General features: G+C 63.0%; 8 protein-coding genes and 1 pseudogene. 1 reads left to right on the top strand and 8 read right to left on the bottom strand.

Annotation, left to right across the window (positions count from 1 at the left end; genetic code table 11):
- Positions 1–5 precede the first annotated feature (5 nt).
- Complete coding sequence (locus R2K23_RS08860) at positions 6–188, bottom strand: hypothetical protein (RefSeq protein ID WP_316516094.1); 183 nt, start codon at positions 186–188, stop codon at positions 6–8.
- A gap of 629 nt (positions 189–817) precedes the next feature.
- Between R2K23_RS08860 and R2K23_RS08855 the strand changes: the two genes are divergently transcribed.
- A protein-coding gene (locus R2K23_RS08855) for an IS3 family transposase (RefSeq protein ID WP_316512199.1) occupies positions 818–1,980 on the top strand; the annotation gives its coding sequence in 2 pieces (ribosomal slippage) (positions 818–1,102 and positions 1,105–1,980; 1,161 coding nt in all).
- 13 nt (positions 1,981–1,993) lie between these two features.
- On the opposite strand, the gene R2K23_RS08850 is transcribed toward R2K23_RS08855, so the two are convergent.
- From R2K23_RS08850 to R2K23_RS08820, 7 genes and pseudogenes are all read right to left on the bottom strand, one after another.
- The gene (locus R2K23_RS08850; protein WP_316516093.1) at positions 1,994–5,311 is read right to left on the bottom strand and encodes an Eco57I restriction-modification methylase domain-containing protein; all 3,318 of its coding nucleotides are present in this window, start codon (positions 5,309–5,311) and stop codon (positions 1,994–1,996) included.
- 342 nt (positions 5,312–5,653) lie between these two features.
- A pseudogene (locus R2K23_RS08845) lies at positions 5,654–8,495 on the bottom strand (helicase-related protein).
- Between the two features lie 272 nt (positions 8,496–8,767).
- Complete coding sequence (locus R2K23_RS08840; protein ID WP_316516092.1) at positions 8,768–12,565, bottom strand: ATP-dependent RecD-like DNA helicase; 3,798 nt, start codon at positions 12,563–12,565, stop codon at positions 8,768–8,770.
- 51 nt (positions 12,566–12,616) lie between these two features.
- Positions 12,617–14,350: a DUF1998 domain-containing protein gene (locus R2K23_RS08835; RefSeq protein WP_316516091.1), complete on the bottom strand. Its 1,734-nt coding sequence runs from the start codon at positions 14,348–14,350 to the stop codon at positions 12,617–12,619.
- Positions 14,347–17,556: a helicase-related protein gene (locus tag R2K23_RS08830; protein ID WP_316516090.1), complete on the bottom strand. Its 3,210-nt coding sequence runs from the start codon at positions 17,554–17,556 to the stop codon at positions 14,347–14,349. The genes R2K23_RS08835 and R2K23_RS08830 overlap by 4 nt, the downstream gene beginning before the upstream one ends.
- Before the next feature lie 14 nt (positions 17,557–17,570).
- Complete coding sequence (locus tag R2K23_RS08825; protein WP_316516089.1) at positions 17,571–19,403, bottom strand: ATP-dependent helicase; 1,833 nt, start codon at positions 19,401–19,403, stop codon at positions 17,571–17,573.
- The gene (locus R2K23_RS08820; RefSeq protein ID WP_316516088.1) at positions 19,375–24,042 is read right to left on the bottom strand and encodes a DEAD/DEAH box helicase; all 4,668 of its coding nucleotides are present in this window, start codon (positions 24,040–24,042) and stop codon (positions 19,375–19,377) included. The genes R2K23_RS08825 and R2K23_RS08820 overlap by 29 nt, the downstream gene beginning before the upstream one ends.
- Positions 24,043–24,190 lie beyond the last annotated feature (148 nt).

The raw sequence follows: 24,190 nt of genomic DNA, 5'->3' as shown, positions 1-24,190 counted from the left end.
GGGCACTATCCCGGGAACTGGGTGCGGTAGATCGCCAACAGTTCTTCCTCGGTGATACCGAGCATGATCGCGACAATCGCGTCGACCTCTACCAGAGCCTGACGGCGGTCCGCGGCACGACGCAACGGTGTCGCCCATTCCCATTTCGAGCCCACCTCGCCGAGTGGTGAGCGGTCCGCGTAGTCCACGCTGATGTGCGGGACCCACGAATCCGATTGCCACGCTTCGTCGTACAGCTCCTCCCAGAGTGGGCCGTACGGGAGTACGAGGCAGTTCAGACGGAGGGTGCGAAGTATAAGGCTAGCTTCGAGCGGGTGGTTGCGAACATGTGGGAGACGGCGAACGACACCATGCTTGAGCTCTGAAACTCCGGCAGCTTTGATGAAGAAGTCGGCGGACAAGGACGACCATATTCCGCTCGCTATCGCCAAGTCGGTAGCCGTAGGCAACGCTGCCGACAGAACGGTGGCAACGAAGCACGGTCCAGGCGGAGCGATAGCTGCGTGCAATGTGCGGACTGTTGCGGAATCTGCCATGCGGCGCCATGCCAGACGGAAATAGCTAGAGCTGGGTTCACCGTGCCACTTTGGATAGGCGGCAACGTAATCGGCATACGGCTTAGCGCGTTGGTAGCTGGTGCGAGGGATGAAGTCCTCACCGATTCGGTCGATACTGATCGCCTCGGTATCCTGCCGACCTTTTGGATTGGGATTTGGTTGCTGGTATAGCGGTGTAGCGACGGTAAGGGGGTCTGCTGCACGAGTAGGTGACATCTGAGTCGGCTTGCCCTGGGTGGGCAGGCTGGGAGGATGTCCCCATGGCAAGGCCCTATCCCCGTGAGTTCCGCGACGACGTCGTGCGCGTGGCCCGCAATCGCGATGACGGGGTGACGATCGAGCAGATCGCCACCGATTTCGGGGTGCACCCGATGACGCTGCAGAAATGGCTCCGTCAGGCCGACATTGACGAGGGCGCCAAGCCCGGCAAGACCACCGGCGAGTCCGGTGAGCTGCGTGAGGCCCGGCGGCGGATCAAGCTGCTCGAGCAGGAAAACGAGGTCCTGCGCCGTGCCGCGGCGTATCTGTCGCAGGCCAACCTGCCGGGAAAAGGATCTACCCGCTCGTGAAAGAGCTCGCCGCCGACGGGATCCCCGTCGCGGTGACGTGCCGGGTCCTCAAGCTCGCTCGCCAACCGTATTACCGCTGGCTGGCCTCCCCTGTCACCGACGCCGAACGCGTCGAGGCCTACCGCGTCAACGCCCTTTTCGACGCGCACCGCGATGATCCGGAGTTCGGATATCGCTACCTGGTCGAGGAGGCCCGCGACGCTGGCGAGCCGATGGCCGAGCGCACCGCCTGGCGCATCTGCTCCCAGAACCAACTGTGGAGCGTGTTCGGCAAAAACCGCGGCAAGAACGGCAAGCCCGGCCCACCGGTCCACGACGATCTCGTCGAACGCGACTTCACCGCCGACGCGCCGAATCAGTTGTGGCTCAGCGATATCACCGAGCACCGTACCGGTGAGGGCAAGCTTTACCTGTGCGCCATCAAAGATGTGTACTCCAACAGGATCGTCGGCTACTCCATTGACTCCCGAATGAAGTCCCGACTGGCCACCCGTGCACTGCACAGCGCGGTGGCCCGACGCGGAGATGTCGCGGGATGCATCCTACATTCGGATCGAGGATCTCAGTTTCGCTCAAGGCGATTCGTGCACGCACTGCACCATCACGAGATGGTCGGCTCGATGGGCCGTGTCGGCGCGGCCGGCGACAACGCTGCCATGGAGAGCTTCTTTTCCCTGCTGCAGAAGAACGTGCTCGACCGCCGCCGCTGGGACACCCGCGAGCAACTCCGAATCGCGATCGTCACCTGGATCGAACGCACCTACCACCGACGCCGCCGACAAGCCGGCCTCGGCCGGTTGACCCCGGTGGAATTCGAAGCCATCATGACCACACCGGCCAGTCAGGCCGCGTGACCGAAACTGTCACCTACTCGTGCAGCAGACCCAGGTGAGGCCCTTGAAGAATCACGTCCTCCCACCGGTCAGCGACAGCGGACGCAGATTTGTAGAAGCCCAGATCGCGGTCGCCCGGCTCTTCCCAGCCCCGAGTCCACTCGAAACCAACTTCGCCAAGGCGCGGAGCGGCGGCGATCCTCTCGAGTACTTTCGCGCTAGCTCGATTAACCGGATACAACATTCTCGCTTCGGTCGGGGAGGTCCCGGGTTCGTCGATTAATGCAGCCCAGCTGGCGAGGACAGCCTCGTCCACTCGGACGATTCGCTCCCGGTGGCTCCGCATATCCCAGTTATCGTTCTCATCACGGACACCTGGAGGCTGACCGGAGCCGTCATGATTGAAGGACCGCTCGAGAACGACAGGGTGGTAGATCCATCCCGCGTGGAGAAAGTTGACGTCGCCGCGGATGGCTCCATACACGTGGATACCAAAGTCACGCTTGTCGCTGATCTCACGGAACACATATGCGTTGTTCTTGAATTGAAAATGCCTGCGGAGCCGCCGGTAGGCCTCCTGCCGAAGGCCTTTCGCTCGCAACTCGGTGAAGTGACTGTCGGGGTGAATTAGACCAACAACCCCGCTGGGTGACATGGACCGCCAGGTGCGTTCCATGAAGCAGCGATACAGGTCCGGTTGTAGTCCGGCCAGAACGGGCCGATCCAGGCCAGAGCCGAGATGCTCCTTCAGGCCGGCCTGTTCAGCCCGCTCGTCCATGAACTCAGCAAGCGCCCCGGTCTGCGCGAAAGCTTCCTCCCGTTTGCGGCGCTTAACCGCCTCGGCGGGCTTGTCGGCCAGCTGCCACCACGGATCGACCTCCGCGAGCACTCCAGCTTCGTCCCAGTCAGGGCGTACCCACGGCGGATTCCCAACCTGGAGATCGAAGCCACCGCGGGCGAAAATCGGCGCGAAGTCCAACTCCCAGTGAAAGAAGCCTTGTGTCTCAGCGATGGACTGGCTCACTCTCATCCAGGGGAATCCATCGAGCAGCTTTTCAACCGGAATCTCTTGGGAGAAAATGCGATCGGCGTCCTCTGCGTCATCGAGCTCGGTCCAACTCACATCGCTTGCGAGACTGGTCTGCCCGTACTTCTCGAACTTTCCTGCCTTCGGCGGCACACCGAGCAGGGCTTCCAGTCCGCCGACCCATTGGTCCCAGTCGGGCGGTTCGATATCGGTGGTCAGCGGCCACGACCACAGTGCGCACCAGGCATCCATCGCACGTCGCAGACGGCGGTAGGCACCGTTCTCGTCGTGGAGCACGGCTTCGATCTGCTCACGGGTCACCGCGTGTGACTGCTCCTGCTGTTCGAGGCCGCACACGTCAATGTCGCGGCGGATCTCCGACTCGGCGATGGTGAGTCGACGCAGGGTGAACTCCCACAGCGTTTCCACCCGCTGTGCGAGGGCGGCCAACCGCTTCTTGATTGCTGCGTTCGGGTTGGACCGGATCCCGTTGCGCCACTGCCGCAATTCTTCTCGCTTCTCGGGCGCGTAGGTCTTCGCCTCCGGTGTGTCGATGACTGCTCCCCAACCCTGCGATGGCAGCAGGAAGTGGTGGATGCCGGTGCCGATCTCCTCACCGAGTGGTACATCCTTTGGCGGGGTCTTCAGCCACTCCTTTTTGGCCAGCAGGTTCGGTGCGTAGACCGCGCGGCGGGCACCGATCAGGGAGTTGCCGCGCCGCAGGTGCAGGCCGAACCACGGCGCCTGCAGGCCAGCGACCATGGTGTCGAGCCAGAGCGAGATCTCCGCGAGTTCCACGGCGGTGGCGTTGAGGTCGACCCCGTACACCTGGTGCAGCGCCAGGTAGGCCTTCACCTTCTGCAGCTCCACCTGGTACTGGTCGGCGTCGATGACCTCGCCCAGCTCCTCCTGTCGACGCTTCAGGTATTCGGCGCCCAGTTGCCGCACCGCCTCGATCGCGAACGCCCCGGATCCGAGCGCCGGTTCGCAGATCGTCAGTTGCAGTATCTGCTCGGCGCTGGTGCGCTCCCCGTCCTGATCGAGCAGTTCCGCCAACGCCTGCGACACAACGAACTTCGTCAGCACCTCGGGGGTGTAGTACGAGGCCGACTGCTGGCGCTCGCGTCCGGCCAACCGGAACACGAACGTCCCGGCCTTGTGGACGACGGGGACCTTCTCCCCGGTCGCCTCGTCGATCGTGGTGACGAAGTCGGATTTGGACAGGTGGTCGGCACGCGTCACGGGCACCACCCACGACCCCTTCTCCGGATCACCGTTCTTGGCGACCTCGTAGAGATCCTCGGCGGCGAAGAAGCCGGTGTAGGACATCAGACCCTCGTACACCGCGCCCAGCTGGTTGATTCCGAGTTCCGCGTATGAGATGAAGCCGCGGTCGGCGCCCTTGCGGCCCTTGGACTGCTTCGACAGCAGCAGATGTTCGAGCACCTGCTGGGTGGCCTCGTTGCTCAATCCGACCTCATCGATCAGCGCGGTCGCAGCCGGCGCGAATAGATCGGCGCGCAGCGCGTTGAACTCCAGGCCAGGCGCGGGATCGTCGGCGACGTCAGTGGTCTTGGGGGTGTGGCCGCGGTCAACGAGCCGGTACAGGGTCGCCAGCGATTCGTAGAGGTGGGTGCCGTTTCTGGCGGCCGGTGAGACGAGCTCGGTCAACGTAAGTTCACGCAGCCGGTCCAGCCCGTAGCCTTCGCCGTATTCGGGTGCCCCGGCCGGCAGTACCCGTAGCTCCGGGGCGGCTTCGGCGTACAGCAGAAACAGGATTCGATACAGGAAGCGCAGCGCGTGCTTGGCGAGTTCTTGGGGGTCGATCTGGTCCAGCGGGAGCCCTTCGGCTTCACGTCGTCGCACCACGTCGTTGGCGATGATCTCGACCGACAGCCGGATGCCTTCGCGCAGGTCCTTCGACACGCCGACGGTGTGTTTGATGGAGTCTTCGAGAACTCCTGTCCACCAGATGTTTCCGTCGGCATCGGGCAGCAGCGCGTGGCGTCCCAGCATCGCTGCGACGCGATCGAGTTCGCCGCCGCGTTTGTCGTCGCGCCGCTCGGCCACCACCAGCAGGTCGACGGCCAGGTAGCGGCCTTCGGCCCACCGCTCGGCCTCGGCCAGCAGCAGCCACTGGCCGGCCTGCACCACGACAAATGCCGGTGGTTCGTCGGCGCGAAACACCGCGGACACCGCTTTGGAGACCGCCTCGATCGGCTTGCCGTCGTCTTCGCCGGCGTCGATGAGCCGACCGGTCTGCGGGTCGAGCAGGTCGTCGATCGACTCGACCGGCCGCGCCTGCAGGAACAGGGTGCTCGTCACGCCGGGCAGCTGAGCGTTCGGTAGCCGCAGCTGTGTGCCGGCGCGCTCGCCGGTGAACTCGGTGAGTTCCTCGTTGTATCCGAGAGTGCGCCGCACCAGGGCGTGAGCGTCGGCAGCGGCGGCGGGGTTCTCGGCCAGGGCGGACAACGCCGCCTGCAGGTCGCGGGTAGCTGTGAGCAGGCGTTGCCGGACCGTCTCCCGTCCCTCCTTGGCTTCGGCGTCCCACTGTTTGCGCAGCTCGATCACTCTGCCTTGGAGGGATTCTCGCGGCGAATCAGTGGTGAAGTAGTGCTCGCTGATCCAGTCCTCACCGACGACGATCGAATCGTAGGAAGCCACGGCTCAATCCTCCTTTCCTGCAGCGACCGGGGCATCGGCCTCGACGATCACCAGTAGCGGGCGAACCAGTTGTTGGGTGGGTGCCAGCAGATCGGCCAGGCGCTGTTCCTCGTTGATGCGGCGGCCGAGCTTGCCGACGCGGGACTTCTGTGCGCCGATCAGCTCCAGCTGCTGGGCCTCCTGGTGCCACTGTTCAGCGCGCTTGCGCCATTGGGCCAGCCGGTCGGTGGTGGCCTTCTCCTGGGCGTCGAGCACCCACCGCATCTCCCGTTGGGCGTTTTCCACCGCCACCGGGATGAGTGCGCGGTAGCGGTCGGCCTCGGCGATCGGTCCCGGGTTGGAGGATCCGGGCTTGAGGGCGGTGTCGGTGGTGAGGAAGCTGATGTCCTCCAGCGTCTCGACCATGCAGAAATCCGGGTTGGCGGGGTTGGGGAACACGGCGGTGGAGAACACCCGCGAGATCAGTTGGCCGCGTTTGTTGGTCAGTGTGCCCATGAGCAGCACCGTGGGTGCTTCCACGTCGCCGCGGATCACGAACACCTGGTTGCGGCCCAGCGCGGTCAATGCTCGGTCGCTGGCCCAATCCAGCACGGGATGCAGCGGGCCGAGGAAGTGGGCCTCCGGCCACGTGGTGTTGTTGACGCCCTTTCCCTCGCGGGCGACGCGGAGCTGGGTTTCCCCGACCTTGCGGGTGGTCGCCAGCTTGAGGCGTTCGAACACCCGCCCGTGCTGGAGGTAGTTCTGCGGAAGTTGCCCGAGCCGCTGCCGCAGGTCCTTCGGCGGGGTGAGTTCGGCGATGCCGTGTGCCGCACTGACTTTCCAGCCGACGCCGTTGCGCTCCGGCGGTGCGTGTGGCACGTCGTGGAACGCGGCATTCAGGGCCTCGTCGAGGAAGGTGAGGTCGTCGGGGTAGAGGCTCTGCCGCGGGGAGGCCGGCAGCGGCGGCGGTGCCTCGTCGAGCGCGTCGAACTGTGCGAAGAGAGCGTCCAGGTCCTCGCCCTGGGCGACCTCGTCGGCGGTGCGGACCGCGTCGTCGAGGTCCATGCCCTTGGCCAGCACGTCCCGGATCACGTCCTCCTCCTCGCTGACGCTGTGTTTGCCCATCAGTGAGGCCACATCGCCGAGTGTGGAGTGTGCTTGATTTTCGCGCTCCAGCAGCCGGGACAACACGCGCAGGTCTCCTCGGAATCTCCGGTCGCTGGGTTCGAGGACGAGCGATGAGATGACCGGCGGATGCTTCTGGCCGTAGCGGTCGATGCGCCCGTTACGCTGCTCAATCCTGATCAGGCTCCACGGGATGTCGTAGTGGATGAGGTGATGACACTGGGCATGCAGGTTCACCCCCTCCGAAGCCACGTCGCCGGTCACCAGGACTCGGATGGGTGAGGTCTCGAGTTTGAAGTTGTCGACGATCTCCTGCTGCTCGACGTCGGAGAGGCCGCCGTGCAACATGGCGATGTTCTCGGGTTTGAGCCCGGTGGCCTTCGGGAGGTGGTCGCGCAGCCAGGCCAACGTGGCGATGCGTTCGGCGAACACCACCGCCCGGATGCTGTTGCCCGGACCGACCCCGATGTCCTTGAGTCGCTGCACCAGGGCGGCGAACTTGCCGGCCTGTTCGTTGAGCGCTTTGGCGTTGAGGTCGTCGAGTGTCTCGAGCGCTTTGAGTTCGGCGCGCTGCTCCCGGTCGGAGTCGTCGAGTTTGTTGCGGCGCTGCCGGATTGATTCGGCCAACGCCGCCGGGGAGGACAGGTAGGCCTTGGCCAGGGTCCAGGGGAACAGGGCCTTGGTGTCGCCGGAGTAGGGCGAGGTGCCTGTGTGGGGGTGCAGCCAGGTGCGGGACAGTTCTTCGGCGACGGCATCCTCGGCCGCCGAGGGTTTCACGAGGCGGTGAACCGGCTCGGCACGTTCGGCCCAGTCGCCGCCCACCTCGGCTGCGACGTCGGGACTGTGGCGGTGCCGGCGGATGAGCAGCGACTCGACGTCCTTCTTGGCGAAGGTGCCGTCCGGTCGGACCACCGTGGGATCCAGGAGCCGCAGCAGTTCGGCAAAGGATTCCTCTCGACCGTTGTGCGGGGTGGCCGACGCGAGGATCAGCGCCTCGGTGTTGGGGGCGAGCACCCGCGCCAACTCGTTGTTCTGGGTGCCGGTGTTGGTGAGATTGTGGGATTCGTCGATGACCACGGCGTCCCACTGTTGACGTTCCAGATGCGCCTTGTAGCGCGGGCTCTTGAGCGTGTCGATCGAGATGATGGCCCGCTTGAAGTACGTGAATGGGTTGCGGGTGGCGGGCAGTTTCTGGCGGACCTTCTGGATGCCGGCGGAGTCCAGGCGGACGAAGGGCAGCGCGAAGCGGCACCACAGCTCATGCTGCATCTGTTCCAGTACATGCTTGGGGGTGACGACCAGAATGCGTTCGCCGCGTCCGCGGCGAGCCAGCTCCGAGAGGATCATGCCGATCTCGATGGTCTTGCCGAGGCCGACAGCGTCGGCGATGAGGATGCGTGGGCGGATGTGCAATGGGTCGAGCGCCTTGGTGACGGCGGCACGCTGGTAGGCCAGCGCGTCGGCGAGCATGTGCGTCGAGACCGTGAGCGACTGATCGCCGTACGGGACCGGGGTCTTTGCGCAGCAGCGCCTCGAGCCAGAGCCGGGAGTCGCGGTAGCCGGACGAGCCGTCGGCAACGACCTTGGCTTCCCGCGGGTCCTGGACTTCGATCGTGTCGAGGCTGGAGTAGAAGGCGGCGGTGGTGTCGGCGACCAACTCGGACAGTCCGCGGACGTGCACCAGCCAGCCGTCGGCCCCCTGCTCGGCCTTGGTGACCAGCCACTCCTCGTCGCGGACCACCACGATGGAGCCGGGGGCGACGTTGAGGTCTTGCGGGTCGGTTGCTACGGGGGTGGTCACATGATCTCCGGGTCGTGATGCTGGTCTGGTGTTTCGGTGGGTCTGGCGTTGGTGACTCTGTCAAATGTTTCGCGGCTACGGGTTGTAGGGACACGTCCCCTTGTGGTCGGTGACGGTTTACTCGCCTTTTCGAGGAAGCCTTTCAGGCTCGCGCGGGCCACCGACAAACGCTCCACCAACCTGTATCTCTTCAGCGCCGCCATTCCAGTGCCCTAAGTAGCTCGCCTGGGCGGCGCCTTCTTGGCTACACGTCGCTCACGCACGCCACCGCCCGGTACAGGCTCGGCCGGCTGCACGCCGAACACATCTGAAGCCATGGCCAGCCAGGACCGTGCATCGGCACCAGCCAGGTCATCGGTCCACATCAAAACGGTGTCGCCGGCGTGCTCGTCGTCGAATGGAAGAACACCGTTGTTCGCGTACCACGATTTCTTGAGTTCCCATTTCGCCGCGTAGTCCGGCCGATCGAGCATTCCGGCGTGTTCCCAGTACACTTTGCGGCCGTCCGGGGTATGAATCGTGAAGTCCGGCAGTACTTCTCTGCCATCAGTGCCTCGAAACGGCTCCTCATAACTCCACTGGCCCGGCACCAAGCGGTCAAGCAACCCGGCGATGATGACCTCGTTCTTGCTCGCCATCGGTGTACCGTTCGCCGCAACGTGGATGAGCCGCCGTTCGTAGCGTCGCCGTGCCCCGCGGATCTCCAAGGCCACCGGATTCGGAGCGGTGAACAGGTCGGTCAGACGGCGTGCGGTTTCCGAGCGCCACGGCTCGGCGAGTCCGCGAAGATCGGCCAACGTGCCCTCGTGCAGGATGACGACCTTGTTCTTCTGCCTCGTCAGTGCCGTGTACATCAATTCGCGTGACACATTTGCCCGTGCCGGCAGAACCAGGAAGGTGGTGTCGAATTCGGAGCCCTGAGACTTGTGCACGGTGACCGCCCAGGCGAGTTCGAGTGGCGCATCTTCACTCGACGACGGCCAGTATCCGTATTGGTAACCGGGCTGCGAGGAGAATTCCACGTTCAAAGGCAGGTTGGCCTTCTTACGTTTGAAGCTGGGCGTGACTCTGCCGATCGCCACGCCGATCTCACCGTTCGCGACGTAGTTCAACGCCCCTTCGGTCGGGTACGCCTTCAGCTTCTTGTTGACGGTCTGCATCACCTTGTCGCCACGAACGATCAGCTCCGGGCCGATTGGCTTCGGAATATTCGCCTTGGCATTACGCTGCCCGAACTCCGTGTCGCTTGCTCGGTAGGTGCGTTTGATGTGTCGATTCAGTTCGACTGTTCCGAATGCCCGCGAGCGGGTCGGGGAGAGGATCTGCCAGTCCTCCGCATGCCGGCCGGCACCTGGCTCCCAGTTCAGGTAGGGATCTTTCAGCGTCGCGCCGTACGTGAGGGCGAAGGCCCAATCTGGTTTCTGATGCGCATCCAAGGGCAACTCATCAGACAGCGCACTGAGCAGAGCCTCCGCGATACCTCGGTCTCCCCATTGAACGTAACGAACCGTCGGCCGATTCGGTTCGTCGGCGAGTTCGGACCATATGGCTTCGTCGCCCGCACCGCGGGTGCCTCCTCCGAACCAGGCGGCAAGTTCCAGATCGTGACGGGTACCGTGGCCGCCCTCGGGGACCTGTCGACGGGTCACTTGCAACTCGACATAGCCCGGGCCCACGTGCGTCCACTCTTCGAAAGAATCCGGGCGTTTGGAATCGACGAGGTCGACGAATGGCCGGCCCGCGCCGATCGGAGGAAGCTGCCGGGGATCCCCGACGAAGACGATGCGCCGAACCCCCGTGAATGCGTCCAGCGTTGCCGCCAACATCTCCTCGGTGAGCATCGACGCCTCATCGATGACAACGAGGCCATGACTCTGACGTGGCTGTTGATCGCCCCATACCAGGTACCGGCCGGACTCACCGTTGTACCGATGCGACGAAGCCAGGTAACTGGCGAGTGTCTTCGCGGGGAGACCGACCTTGGTTTCGAGCTGGACCCGGGCCTTACCAGTGGGTGCCAGCAGCAGGACTCCCCCATCTGCCACACCCGGATATTCCACGAGAGCCCGCAACAGGGTCGTCTTGCCGGTGCCCGCAGGCCCGATCAGCACCGACATCGCCGCGTCATGCAATTCGCTCAGCCCCGCGGCCTTCTCGGTCCGAGCACGGTCCTCGAGTTCGTCGAACGCGGCATCGGTATCGACATTCTGGTTGCGCGCCAACGCCTTATCGAGCACTTCCCGCGCATCGTCCAGCTGACCGTGTTTCGGCTTGGATTCCTGTTCGTTCACCCAGGTGCGGATGAAGTCGGCGACCTCGACAAACCTGGTCAATTTGATGGCAGGAGACCCGTCGGCAAGGTCGACGCTGGTGAGGGGTGACCACTCATCCTGATCAAGGAGTCCATCGCGGTCCAGATCGAGCCCTTCAAGCACGATGTGCGCCAAGTTTGGCCGCCGGCTGAGCGCATAGGCGTTCGCCAAGTCGATGGCCTCGTGCTCAGGGAGGAGGGTGTCCCCCTGCATGGCCTGCCGCTCCAACACATCTGTCAGCAGCGCTTCCACCCGTCGCCGATCGAGATGGTCATCGATGCGGACGTCCGGTGGCAGCGGTGGCGACCACATGACGTGGGTGGGCGGGAAGAGTGCTCGATCCACGGTCAGAAAAGGAACATGGAGCTCGGTGCCATATGTGCAGGTACTCGCAAAGTAGGGATTATCGAGCAGTTCTTCCGGTGAGCATTCCGGCTCGGTGTCGCCAGTCATCAGCATCTCCAGCTGTTCTGGACTGATGTCTAATGCGGAAAGCAGTTGTAGTGCGTCCTGCAATTCCACTGCGAGCTTTGACCAGATTCTTCGAACCGTCGAGGTGAGGTGACGGCTGAGTACGCTCGGGACCGGGCGACGCCCATCGAGCAGCTCCCGCAGGGCGTCCCAGGTCACGGCATCTGCGACCTCGTCCATCAGGGCGCGCGCGGCAACGTAAGGTTGCTCGACTCGCAGGAACGCGAGCACGGCCACCAGGGCCGGCACCGGGCCACGCAGCTCCCAAAGCCGCTCCGTTTGCTCGGTCAGCCAAGCAAACGCAGCATCAGGAACCTCCAAACCGAGCGCGCGGGCGCCTTCAGCCGCGCTCCTGAGCGAAGCCAGGGCATCAATGGCAGCGTCGTCAGTGAGATGCTCTGTCACGTAACTGAATTCGATGGCACGACCCTCAGGAGCCCATGCCAGGGCGTCGTCCACATCCACGCCTTGGTCTTGAAGTCCCACAAGTGCTTGGTATGGGAGCAGCACACCGTCCGTCATGTCAGGCCTCAAGCTGTGCGCAACGACCGTTTCCCACATGCACGAGTCAAAGGGCGGCTTGCCATCTTGGTTCCACATCGGCGGCGGTTGAACCCCGGTGATGCGGGCGGCGCCGACAATCAGCCGATCGGTGCGCGCCTCCTGCAGCGGCGAATGCTTGAGATAAATGAAGACGAGGGACTCACCCGGCGCGACTGGTTCGAAGAATTCGTCCATGACAGCGCGCTGGTTGCCCCCGTCCATGACCCAGGACGCGCCGTCGTGAAATCCGAGTACCTTGTCGACATCGTCTTCCGCTGTCGGGTTGAAGTCCGGCACGCGGGCGAAACCGATGTCCTCGTTGAGCGATTTGCGGTTCAGCCAGCGAAACGGGATGGCCTCGAACGCATAACCCGGCAAAGAGACCTGGGTCGGCCGGAGCGATCCCTTCAATGCCTGATGCCAGGAGAACGGGTGGGTTTTCGTGACCGTGTAGCCGATGGGCGACATGAACATGCCTCGTTCGCTGAGGCACGGCAAACGGTTGGTATCGAGAGTGTCCGTACTGGCGGCAGCATTCTCCGCTTCGTACGTGTCCTGCCGGTTAGGTCCGATGTTGGCAAGCAACGTACATGATGAATTGCCGAGCGGGTCGTTGCAGATGGACGCGTCCCAAGGCCTGTCTCGCCAGGGCACCCGCATCGAAAGGTGCTTGATACCAGTCACGTTCGTACAACCTTCCTCGGCGCCTACGTATCGGTACTACCGACCCACTTCTCAGAGCGCCCTCTCCACGAGTTCGCTGAACAACCCGGCATCCTCACAACCCGCGTCATGGGTGCCGAACAACAGCGCCCGGTCCAGAAACGAGTTGTTCATCTCGCACGACGTCTCCGGCGCAAGTACGCAGGCGTGACACGCGGCGAGGTTCAGCCCGTCGGTGCCGGACCCTGACGACTCGATGCACACAGGATCCGACGAACACCAGGACAGTCGCTGCAACCCTTCCCGGAGTGCCGCGTCGAGGTGCTCGGTCTCCGCCATGGATGCGACTCCACCGAGGCTTCCTGCGGAATCGGAGCTGGCGGTGTAGACGAGCAGCCCGGCCATCTTGTCGTCCACGAACAGTCTTTCTCGCAGGGCGGCAGCCGGGTACCCAGCGTCGAGAGACAACTGGTCGATGATGATGTGCGACAGCGTGTGGATCGCGACCTTGATGATGTCGACCGGTGCCGGCGAACGCCCGTAGTCTGCGGCCGCGCGGTCTGCGGCCTTCTGCAGGATGCCGAGTCGTTTCTGCGCGAAGTCACTCTCGGCCCACTCGACCAGTGCGGGCCGGCGAAACGCGAGGAACACCCCTTCACCGATCACCTCGATGGCAGGCAACCAGTGCAGATGCGTGGGCGCGAGCGCGCACAGCTTCTGTGCAGGCCCGGATGGGTCCGGGGCGCCGTCGAGCCGGGTAAATCCTTGCAACGCACGCACTTCTCGCAGCCTGGTCACCTTCCGCACATCGGTGATCAGGGACTCGAACCCATCGGGAACATCGCGCCGAAGGCAGACGAAGTCCGAGTCGAGGCTCTCTTCTTCACGTCCTTCGACCAGTGCCTTGTATTCGTCGGCGCGGAGTTTGGCCTCTGAGATCTCTTCGTCGTCTTCGTCCTCGCCGCGACGTCGTTCGATCTCGCGGATGATCTGGTCGGCGCTGAACCGCCCCTTGGACATCGCAGCCAATCCGGCCAGCACGGGCGGGATAGCAGCGGCCGGGTCCTTGACCATCTCCCAGTGCTTGTCCACGAACTTCGCGAGCGCCTCAGAATAGGGCGGTATGGAAATCGAGGACCGCACGGCAGGGAACCATACGTTCGAGGCACCACGCTGGACGGCTCGCGGGTACTCGTCGCATGTCTCCGTCGTCTCGAGCCCCAGCCATGGCCGCAATCCTCTGCACTTGCCGAAATCGATGAGTGACCCCGAGCCGATCGCCCCCTCGAGGCTGCGCTTCTCGACGCCGCACGTGCACTCCAGGACCAGGTCACCGAGCGATGAGGTCCGTCCCAGCACGTTGAGCCTCATCACATGCTCGTCGCCAACACCTTGTTCCTGCTGCCCCTTGTGCAACCACCGGAACACGGGGAATTCGCTCACGTGACCGTTCCGGCATGCCCCCATGAGCCTGAACGGACTCAGGTCGACATTGTCGACCTTGCATCTGGCCTCGTTCAAGTCCTTGGACAGATCACCCAGTGAACCGATGCGTCGGCATTTGGGACACACCTGGGTATAGGGGTAGCGGATGACCGGGATGTCACGCCTACCTCCCGCGGGCGGTGCCTTGAGTTCGGTCACGCCGAGGGCCCTGGCCAGTCGCGGCTCTGAGATGTGCTCGGCTCTATCGACGTTCCACTCATGTAGGCCGGCGATCATGAAGCTGGTCGATTCGGCAGGGAACAGTCCGCCGACGCCGTAAGTACTCAGCAGTTGGCTGCGGCGGGCTTTCGCGCCGTTCATCGTGGCACCCTCCTTGCGGGTATCTGGTAGAGCGTGCTTTCGGCATCGACGTCCCGCATGCTCTGCAGGGTCGGCCACGGTGTCTCACGAGTCGAATACTCGATGTCCTCGTCCGTCAACGCCTCGTCGGTCGGGACAAGTAGCGACTCGTCATAGTTGTTGGCGCTGTTTCGATATTGGAGGTCCGGACGGGATTCGGCCGCCTCCGCCCACACCTGGAGAAGTTCTCCAAGCTGTTTCTTGGTGTCCTCTGCTTCCTCGGGATCCGTTACGCACTCCGCGCGCTGCTCCAGATACTCCACCAGCTGTGCGAGCTCGTCATAACGAACCGTCGCCTTGTGTGCCGACTCATTGGCTGCAAGATCATCGACCAGGAGGCGAGCGATCGATACCAGAACTCCGTGCAGGGCACGATCACGCGCACGGGCGGCAAACGGTGTCGCACTCGTCGCTTCGACTGCGCGGTATAGCGCCTGGTGGTAAGGGACGAAGTTCTCGTAGTGAGATCTGTCCCGTGAGCGCGCAGAGTTGAATATCGTGACGACCAAACCCGGGTGCTGACGTCCGACGCGGCTGGTGGCCTGGATGTACTCGGCGCTCGACTGTGGCTGTCCCATCACCGCCATCAGCCCGAGCCTGTCGATGTCGACACCGACAGAGATCATGTTGGTGGCCAGCACCACGTCATTGGCCGATCCCGAGGAGACGTCCTTCTCGAGGCTTTTCAGCGTGCGCGGGATCTCCGCGGAAGGAACCCGGCTGGTCAACTCGACCGGCGGCCTCAGATCGCGAGGTGATGCCTGCTTACGCCGGGCGACGAGTTGAAGTCGGTCTCGAACATCGCCTTCCACTTGAAGATTCGCGCTGCCCAGCACCCGGAGGCTGTTGAAGTACCCCAGGAGCGTCCAATACGGATCCCTGACCTCAGGAGCACCGGAAAGATCGTGGGCGGCTTGCAGTATGGCGGCGTAGACACGAACCATCAACGTGGCGTGACTGGTTCCCGGCGCCATCACGCCGATGTACTCGCGTGTACCGAAGAGATCACGCGAGGCCGGTTCGGCAAAGAAGGACTGATCGGGATCGATGCCCGGAGGCGGGAATTGCTCGGCGCGACGGTTGAACACGGCGCGTATCTGACGATCGGCGCGTCGGATCGTCGCCGTCGAGGCGATGACCTTCGGCCGCCCGCGAATGATGCCTTCGGAGGTCAGCTGTCCGCACGCGGCGTCGATAGCGGCTTCGTACAGTCCGACGATCGAACCCAGCGGGCCCGAGATCAGATGCAGCTCGTCCTGGATGATCAGGGATGGAGGCGTACCGGTTCCATCCCGCGCGAACAGATTTCGAACCTTCTCGTTCCAGGCCATCTGCGCGAACTTGTCGACCGTGCCCAGGACCAGTTCCGGACGCACCCGGTAGATGTCCTGGTCGACGACATAGGCCGGCAGGCCGTCCCGGAAATCACAGGCATTGTTCCCACACGCGATCCGCAGCCGTTCTTCGGGGCCCCTCGTCACGGCATAGTGGGTCTCGTTCAAATCCTGGCCACACCAGGGACACTGGGTCAGCTGCACCGGGTTCTTCTCGTTGAGCTCCCGCCCATCGGCGATGGCATTGAGTGACCTTCTTGCTTCGACCAATGTGTTCGGGGTGGCGGCCTGGCCGACCCATAGACCGATCGAGAACGGGCGGTCACCCAGATCGGTCTCTCGCTGGCGCAGCCGCTCCAACGAACAGAGCAACATGGTGGCGCGTTCGAACTGTTGAATCGTCAGCAGGCGCAAGGTGTATCGCATGATGACGGCTACGCCGAGAGTCTCGGGGTCTTTCAGCCTGCGGTGAAAGATCGTGAAGGCGACCAACCCGAGGTAGGCCTCCGTCTTGCCGCCGCCGGTGGGGAACCACAGGAGGTCGGCGATGTCACGGTCGTCGTGGTCCGCATCTGCAAGGCCCGGGAGATTCAAGAGGATGTAGGCGATCTGGAATGGTCGCCAACTCTGCTCGGCGCCGTCACCGACCGGCCCGATCGCGCCGCTTCGGACCCAGTCCTGGCGTGCGCGCTGCATCTGCATCGCGGCGTTGGCAAGCCGGAAGGCACGTCCGGCATCGCGATCGCTGACGATCAGATCGATTCCGTTCTGTATTCGCTCGGCCGCAGTCCGCGCACGCTCGACATGCTCGTCGGCCACGACCTTCAGGCCGTCCTCGACATCGGCCGTGTCGTTCTGAACGCTATCGCTCAGCCGGTCGATCCAATCCCGATACTCTGCGACCATCTGGCCGAGGTTCTGAGCCAACTCCTCGTCGGAGGCGTTGCCCAGGAAGGACATTCGCAGGTTCACCTCAGCGCTCACACCGCCGGGTTTGGCCCTGGAGATCTCTTGTCGAGGAATGAAAGTGGTTGCCACGCGGCCGACATGAGAAGACGTCCCATCGCGATCCCATGTGGCGGCACAACCGTGGCCGATCGCGAAGACCCGCGCGTTGCGGTACAGCAATGCGGCTGATCGCAAGTCGGGGTCCTCACTGAGCACGCCGTACGAAGACCGGTCGACAATGGCCTCCTCGGGCGACCGCACCTCGACCCCTACCTGGAACCAGGCGAACCTGTCGCGCAGTTCGCCCTTGGGCGGCACCTGTGTGTTGCGCAACGCGACCGACACGGCCACTCGGCCATTCCTCGGCAGACGGGTGTAAACGTAGAGCTGAAGGCCGGGTATGACGTCTACCTTCTTCGCTCCCGGCGTTGCGATGTCCCAGTCGATGGGGTCGATGAGCTGCTCGTCGCGCGTCCATACCTCCGGCTTTGCGACCTGCTTCCGCCGTGATGGGCGCCGAGACCCGAGCGGCTCCCCATTGCCGGCGGCGCCCGATGGGACGTACTTGGCTGCCGTGATGCCGATTTGGATCGATGAGGCTCGCACCAAATCGACGGAGAACGTGATACCCATCGATGTGGGGTAGCGCATCAGCGCCTGGGATATCGGACTGTCGCCGGTGTCGTTCTCGTCGGACTCCCCGCTGACCGGCTCTGCTGCTTCCTGCATCACGTCGTCTGCCGGCCAGAGGACGCCGGCGATGTATCGGTCCAGCGGGAGGTCTGTGATGACCTCGTCGCGCCCGTCTCCCGGACCGACCAGATCTTTGACCAACTCTTCGACGATGTCGTCGCGAAAACCGTACTGCTCAGAAAGATTCGCCATCGCGGCTGTAACTCCTATGTCGTGGTCAGATCGGGACGGGCCAGGCCGGCAATTCGCGGTACCAGCCAGAATCCCGAGCTTCCCAGACCAGCTCTTTCCGACTCGCGATGGTCACCTGCGACCGTCTCCACCGACACCAAGGTGAGTCCATCGATGACCGTCGGACGGTTGTCCAACCAGCCAAATGTCCTTTGAAAGGCGCTGTCGAATGCCCCGCTGGTACGTCCAAGAGGTTGCTGGTCCTGAGTGACCAAGAGGTACGAAGGAGCGTCGTCAGTGGATTCAGCTTCGTCGAGTTCTGCATAGACTCTGATGCCGACCCGATTCAACGATTGCAGCGTCTGCTGGATCTGTCGGGCGTCAACTGTCTGAGTCGACGCTGGGTATGCCGTTTCCACGTCCCCATACAGGAATTCGAATGCCCTCGGCCATGTCGAACCGCGCCTCCGCCGGCTCCAAGCTTCCTCTTTGAACCGTCCCAGTCGGTCGTCGGCCTTGATCTTCGTTCTCGACTCGGGCAGTCGGCAGGTGTAGATGTGATCGCGCGCCCGACTCAAGGCCACGTACTCCCGACGCACCCTCGTCCAGCTGTCTTCGTCTTCTGGCAACCAGTTGGGTTCGACCATGAAGACGGTATCGAACTCCAAGCCTTTGGCGCGATGGATTGTCGAGACGATCACCGAGCTGTGGTCCGGCTCGGTCAGCGAGAGCGGCAACGCCCGTGCCTTCACGAGACGGTGAACTCTGCTGATGTCCAACGAATCATGGTTGACTGTGCGGCCTTCGACGGATTTCAATTCTGCCCACTTCTGGGGCACGTCGTTTTCGGCGAGTAGACGCTCGAGCGCGGCTTCGACCTCGGATTGACGTTCCCGCGGGCCGGGCAATGGACCGAGCGCGCCCGCGATCCACCGCGCAGCACCGAAATCCTGTGACTGTCTGCGCACAGCATGCGCAACGGACTTTTCATTGAGGTACCGCGACACCCGCAGTACTTCCGCGTTGGTCGTGCACAAGACGGCAGTCTTCTTGTCCCCAGCCGGCGTGACGAATTCGTACCACTCCTCGATCTCGCCGCGATCCGGAATGTCGAGCAGCAGATCCTCGAGAAGTTCCTCAGCAACATCACCGTCGTCGAGCTTTCGGAGTCTTTCACCCAAGATGACCACTTGCTTCGGGATCTTCCCTCGCGCCCGATAGTTCTTGCCCAAGCCGACGGTGTCGCAGCCGAAAAAATCGGTCAACGTTTCGAACACCTCGGTTGCGGAGGTCTTGCTCAGCGAGTCCTCGAGCTGGAAGTCGTACACGCCCTGTAACGGATCCCCGAGTGCTGTGATGCCTGCATCCTCATCGAGCCATTTGAGTAGCGCCAGAACGAAATCCGCGCGATCTCCGACCAGATCTTGAACCTCGTCGAGGATGACATGCTGCAGAAGCTCGATTTCCTCGGGTACGTCCTCTGCCTCCCTCAGCATCTGTGTCGCACGACGAATGCGCGCGTCGAAGCTGCCCTCGGGCTGGATACCCGCTCCCATGAGCAACACACTTGCGAAAGAATCGAATGTGCGTACGTTGGGCGGGGCGACATCCCGCACGTCCAAACGTGTTCGGACTGCTGACACGGCGGCGCGGGAGAAGCTGAGGACGAGCACCTCATCGGAGGGCACCAACCCCTCATTCTGTACCAGGCTACGGATTCTGCTGACCACTACTTCGGTCTTCCCTTGGCCCGCCCCCGCGATGACCAGTAGCCTCGCATCGGCAGGCGCTTCAACGACCTCGAGTTGTTCGTCATTGAGCTCGACCTCCTGCAGACATTCACCCGACACCGGCAGACTCCTGCTCACGCTCTGCTTCTGTGATGTCTTTCAAGCTTTGATACACGATGCTGTCGGCGAACTCGATCAGGTTGTCGAGCATGTTCACGATCAAGACCTCCTCCGTGCCACCGTTTTTCGGTCCACGGAGACCGCGGCCCACCATCTGCTGGTACCTGACCTCGCTGCTTGTCGGACGGGTGATGTACACGGCATCGGTCTTCGGCGCGTCGAATCCCTGGGACAGCACCGCGTAGTTGGTCAACACCTTCAGCTCTCCGGACTTGAACCGCTCGATGGCGACGCGACGGTCCTCGGGACTGGTGTCCTGATCGATCGATGCCGCCGGCCTTCCCTGCAGGGTCAGCAGGGTCGCCAATGTCTGCGCGTTCTCCACCGAGGCGGCGAACACGACGATCTGCCAGTGGTCCGGCTTGCTCATGATCGACTCCACGATCGTGCGGGTGCGGTCCTCGTTACGACCCAACCTCACTTCTGCACTCTTGGCGAGCCAACCCAGTTCCTTGAACTCTTCGATCTCCCGTTCGGACAGCTCGATGGACACACCATCGAGGATTTCCAGATGCGCGCGAGCGAGTACTCGATCCCGCTGCAGGCGGACCTGCGGCAGATCCTCACCGAAAACACCTTCGTCCAAACAATTGTCGCCGAACCTGCGCAACAACAACTCTGTTTGGGCACTGTCGCGCCGTCCCCGGAAAGGGGTCGCTGTCAGTCCGACCAGTGGTTTGTCCCGTTCCCTCGCAGACCGTCCCAGCCATTCGAGGATGGTTGTGTACGAGGGCGTATAGGCGCCGTGTGCTTCATCGATGATGACGATCGGGGCCTCGGCCAGCCACGCATACGCGTCGCTGCCCACCGCCCGTGCCATGATCTTGTGCCACGTCGCCACAACGACCTGGACGCCACCAACCTCTTCCTCCATCTCATAGGACGACCAGAATCGGCTGAGAATCAATTGGGTGTCCCGGCGACCGGCGGCCCGCCAGAGGTAGGACCATGCGTCTATGGCCTGCTCGCAGAGTTCTTCTCCGTCGGCCAGCCACAATATCGGTCCGGCGAATGTTCCACTCGAGCCCAGCCCGTCGAGGCTCCCGTCGCTGATGGTCTCGATGATCGTCTGGACAGCGACCCGCGTCTTTCCGGCACCGGTGGGCAGCGAGATGTAGCCGCGCCGAGGGCCATTGCCGATCAACAGGTCTCGTAGCCGTCGGGAGACCACTTGCTGATAATCGTGTAGCGGCTCGAGTTGCGTCGGGCCCTCGACGTACTCGGTCGGCTTGTTGCGTTGCCTGGCCGGGCGGCCGGCCCACTCGTCGTCGAACCCGAAGTTGTTCACCCACTTGCGGGTGGTGAACGAACCGGCCCAGGTAGAGGGCGGCGCGATGGGGAGCCCTTCCGGGTCGACCTTGCAAGCTCGTTCGAGCGCACGAACACCGAGCATGCTCACACACAGTTCGGCCAAAGCGACGCCGCGCGGTTCGACCTCTCCCTCATTGGCTATGTAGGTGAGTGCATCCTTGGGGATGAGCGGCCGTAGACGGTCTTCCCCTACGAGCAGCAGAAGTCGTTCCGCGTCCGACGACGCCTTCCGGACAGCCCGGACGTGCTCGGAGTTCCTCCGCCGCTCCATGTCCCTGAGCAGCGCGTCAACATGCCGGTCGGAATCGTCGAGGAGCAGTTGCCCCAGAACCTGTTTCAGGATCTGACCATCGTTGGTGCCGGTGACGAGAATCCTGCTCCCTTCACGGCCTGAATCGCATGTGACCCGAACTTCTGGCTGTCCGGGAACGGCCGCAACCTTGCTCAGCGACAGACACTTCTGCAAGACGAGATCGGCGAATTCGTCATCGATCTCCAGGGCATCCAGCACGGGGAACGCGTCTGTGAGCACAACGGGTTCGGCACTCGTCTCATACGAGTAGGTGACGGGCAGGTCCGGACCCTCCAGGCAACGCCACAATTCGCTGAGAGTGTGGACATCGTCGACGGAGTCCACCACCACGCACGGTATACCGAACTGATCGAGCTCCGCATAGGCATCCAGGTGATGGACGACGGCCACATTCTTCGTGTTCACTTCAGACCACTGACCTGCAATGCGAACCCACAGTCGATCCGGAACACCCGACTCCTTGTGGATCCAGCACCACCACGCGTACGCCTGCCCGACGCGGTGCATGTCGTCTTTGGCGACGTGCATCTCCACCAGTTTCTGGAAGTCGGCTGGGTCGAGATCACTGATCTTTTTCTTCAGCTTCAGCACGGCCTCGGCATCCGCACTCAGGACGACCTGGGTCACACACGGGAGCAGACCCTCCGGCGCCTCCTCGACCTCTGCGACGAACGCCTCGGCGACGGGCATCGGGCCGAGGACTGTCGGCAGAAACCCGTGCTGTCGCGCCCACCACAATTCTGGCGCAACGTAGCGCGCCGCCTTGGTGACGCTCGGGTGGCTGATCCGAACACGGGGCACGTCCACGTCATTCAACAGCGCCAGTGTCAAGGCGGTTCGATTGGTCACGCTCAGGTCTGGCAGGCACTCGAGCGGCCCCAGGATTCCGTCGATCCCGTCGATCCGAATCGCCTCGCGCGCATAGACGCCCAGACCGAATTCCTCTCCCACCCGGGCCTGAACTTCCCGCTCGTACCGGGAGACCCATCGTTCATTCGATCGCGACTTTGCACGCGACGGTCGAGACCGGACGCCGAGGACGTACAACAGTTCCTGATCACTGGCGTGGTAGTCCCCGTCGACCAAGAACTCGCCGTCTTCCTTGAGTTGCTTTAGGCAATCTCCTGCAATGTAGAGTCCCTGCGGCAAGACCCAGCGACCGGATCCGTTCTTGACGCGGATGATTCGATCTGCCTGCCCCTCGAGGACACTCTCGAAGGCCTCGTAGACCTGGTGGACGCCGGACCCGCGCATGGCGATCCACAGCTCGTCCCAGTCCACCTTGCCCGTGCGCCGGAGTTCGGTGAGCAGCTCCAACATCTCACCGCCGTCTTCGAAGGCAGTGACTCCGAGTGCCTCCAGAGCAGCGAGCGTCGTCCCGCGCGCCGATACGTCCGCATGGACGAATGAGGTGCCATGCTGTGCTCCGCTCGTCCGGAGAAAGCACCGTCCACGCACGGGTTGAGCCAGCGAACCGCTTTCCAGCAACACGATCCGGGCGTCACGGACGTCCATCTCCGTGTTACCACCCTTACGCACAAGGTTTGCAGCCAGTTCGATGGCGGCTGCAGATTGGGCCGGGCTGGGGTCCGCGACAACGGATTGCAGCCATTGCAGAACGCGGCCCGCAGGTTTGGGACGGTCGCCATCCTGCATCAGTCGATCCACTTTGGAACGGCGCTCAACGGTACTGGTGCAATCCGGGTGTACCCAGTCACCGCGATTTCCCGTGACCTCCAGCCACATCTTTGCGTACTCCATGACATCGTCCGGAACGCGTTGCAGGCCAGACGGTGCGCGTAGCTGGCCGTCGAGATCCGGTAGACATCGAGAATCCCTGAGCGCCTGGAAAACCGGCTCGTTGAGCACTTTGTCAGCCCAACTGCGAACTTCCTTACCACGTGCGGGGAGGACGTCGATGTACCGACCGTAAGCCCGTTCGGCAATCAAATCTTTTCGCGCCGCCACAACAAGTTTGGGCACCACATCTTCGAGAATCTCGAGATTGAAAAGGCACTCGATCACGTTGATGCGGTCGTCCGACAGTTTCCATGGCGCGTTGATACGACCGCTCAGGGTGGTGTCGGATTTGACCGGAAAATAAGCGGACAGCTGACCCACGCCGGCGGCGCCGCCCAGCGGAAGTGCCCAGCTGACGGTGACCGTATTGCGGCGTGCCGAATGTCCCGCGGATTCCAAGGCCTGTTCGGAGGGGTTGTGGTCTGTCGAGACGACCAACCATTCCCGATCACCGTCCTGAGTGGTCAGGGTAACACGATTGCCCTTCTTGGCAGCCGCAAATCTGCGCGACACGCCGGCGACATCGTCGACGAGATCCAAGACCCGCACGTGCGGAGCGAACAGATTGAAGGATTCGTCGAACTCTTGGATCTCGACAGAAAGTTGCGCCGCTGCTCCGGCCTTGAGCGGCACCTTCACCACCGTGGTAGCCCACCCCGACAACTCCGCCAGCAGCGGATCGGCCCGAAAAGCGGCAACCGGGTCGAGCGTCCAAGCAAGGCGCAGCGCGGGGACATCAGCCGGCCGGTAGAGCCGATCCAATTCAGCCGACAGCTGCTCTGCCGACTGGGACCTGCTGAACTCGAACGACACCGAGCGGCTGAATATCTGCGGGTTGTCCGAGATTCCGCTTATGGACTTGAACCCGAGCCCGAACCGACCGATCTCTGTGCCAGTCTTGTTGGACAGATGCGTATACAGCAGGGCGCGGACACCAGTGTCCTCGAAAGGGTTGCCCTCGTTTGCGACGTAGAGCGCCTGCTCGGTCAGACTCACCTGGATGCGTCCCGGCGCTCCTTGGAGTGCGTCCGCGGCGTTCTGCACCAATTCTTGAATCTGCTTCCGGCCATACCCGCCCTCGGCGATTCCGCGTTCTTTGCCTGCGTCCTCTTCGACCCGGTTCGGGTCCTCCAGATAGACGCGGATACATCGATCACGGAAATCGTCAACCAATCCGCCCAATGCAGGATCAGGATCGGTCCAACCCCTGGCTAACACCCTTACCTCCCCGGTATGCCCAACATTCGTTGGTCGCGGACCCCCGCCGCTTGTGAGTCTGTCTATCATTCGGGTCCGACATTTGTCGCCGGTAGGGGACAAA

This window comes from Mycolicibacterium sp. MU0050, from assembly GCF_963378085.1.
GTDB classification, from domain to species: Bacteria; Actinomycetota; Actinomycetes; order Mycobacteriales; family Mycobacteriaceae; genus Mycobacterium; species Mycobacterium wendilense.
The sequence above is the reverse complement of the archived record's forward strand: the minus strand, read 5'-3'. Positions and strand labels throughout refer to the sequence as shown.

Bases quoted from the DNA above. Each gene is read 5' to 3' on its own strand.
- R2K23_RS08835 (WP_316516091.1), bottom strand. From the start codon at position 14,350: ATGAACGGCGCGAAAGCCCGCCGCAGCCAACTGCTGAGTACTTACGGC.
- R2K23_RS08830 (WP_316516090.1), bottom strand. From the start codon at position 17,556: ATGGCGAATCTTTCTGAGCAGTACGGTTTTCGCGACGACATCGTCGAA.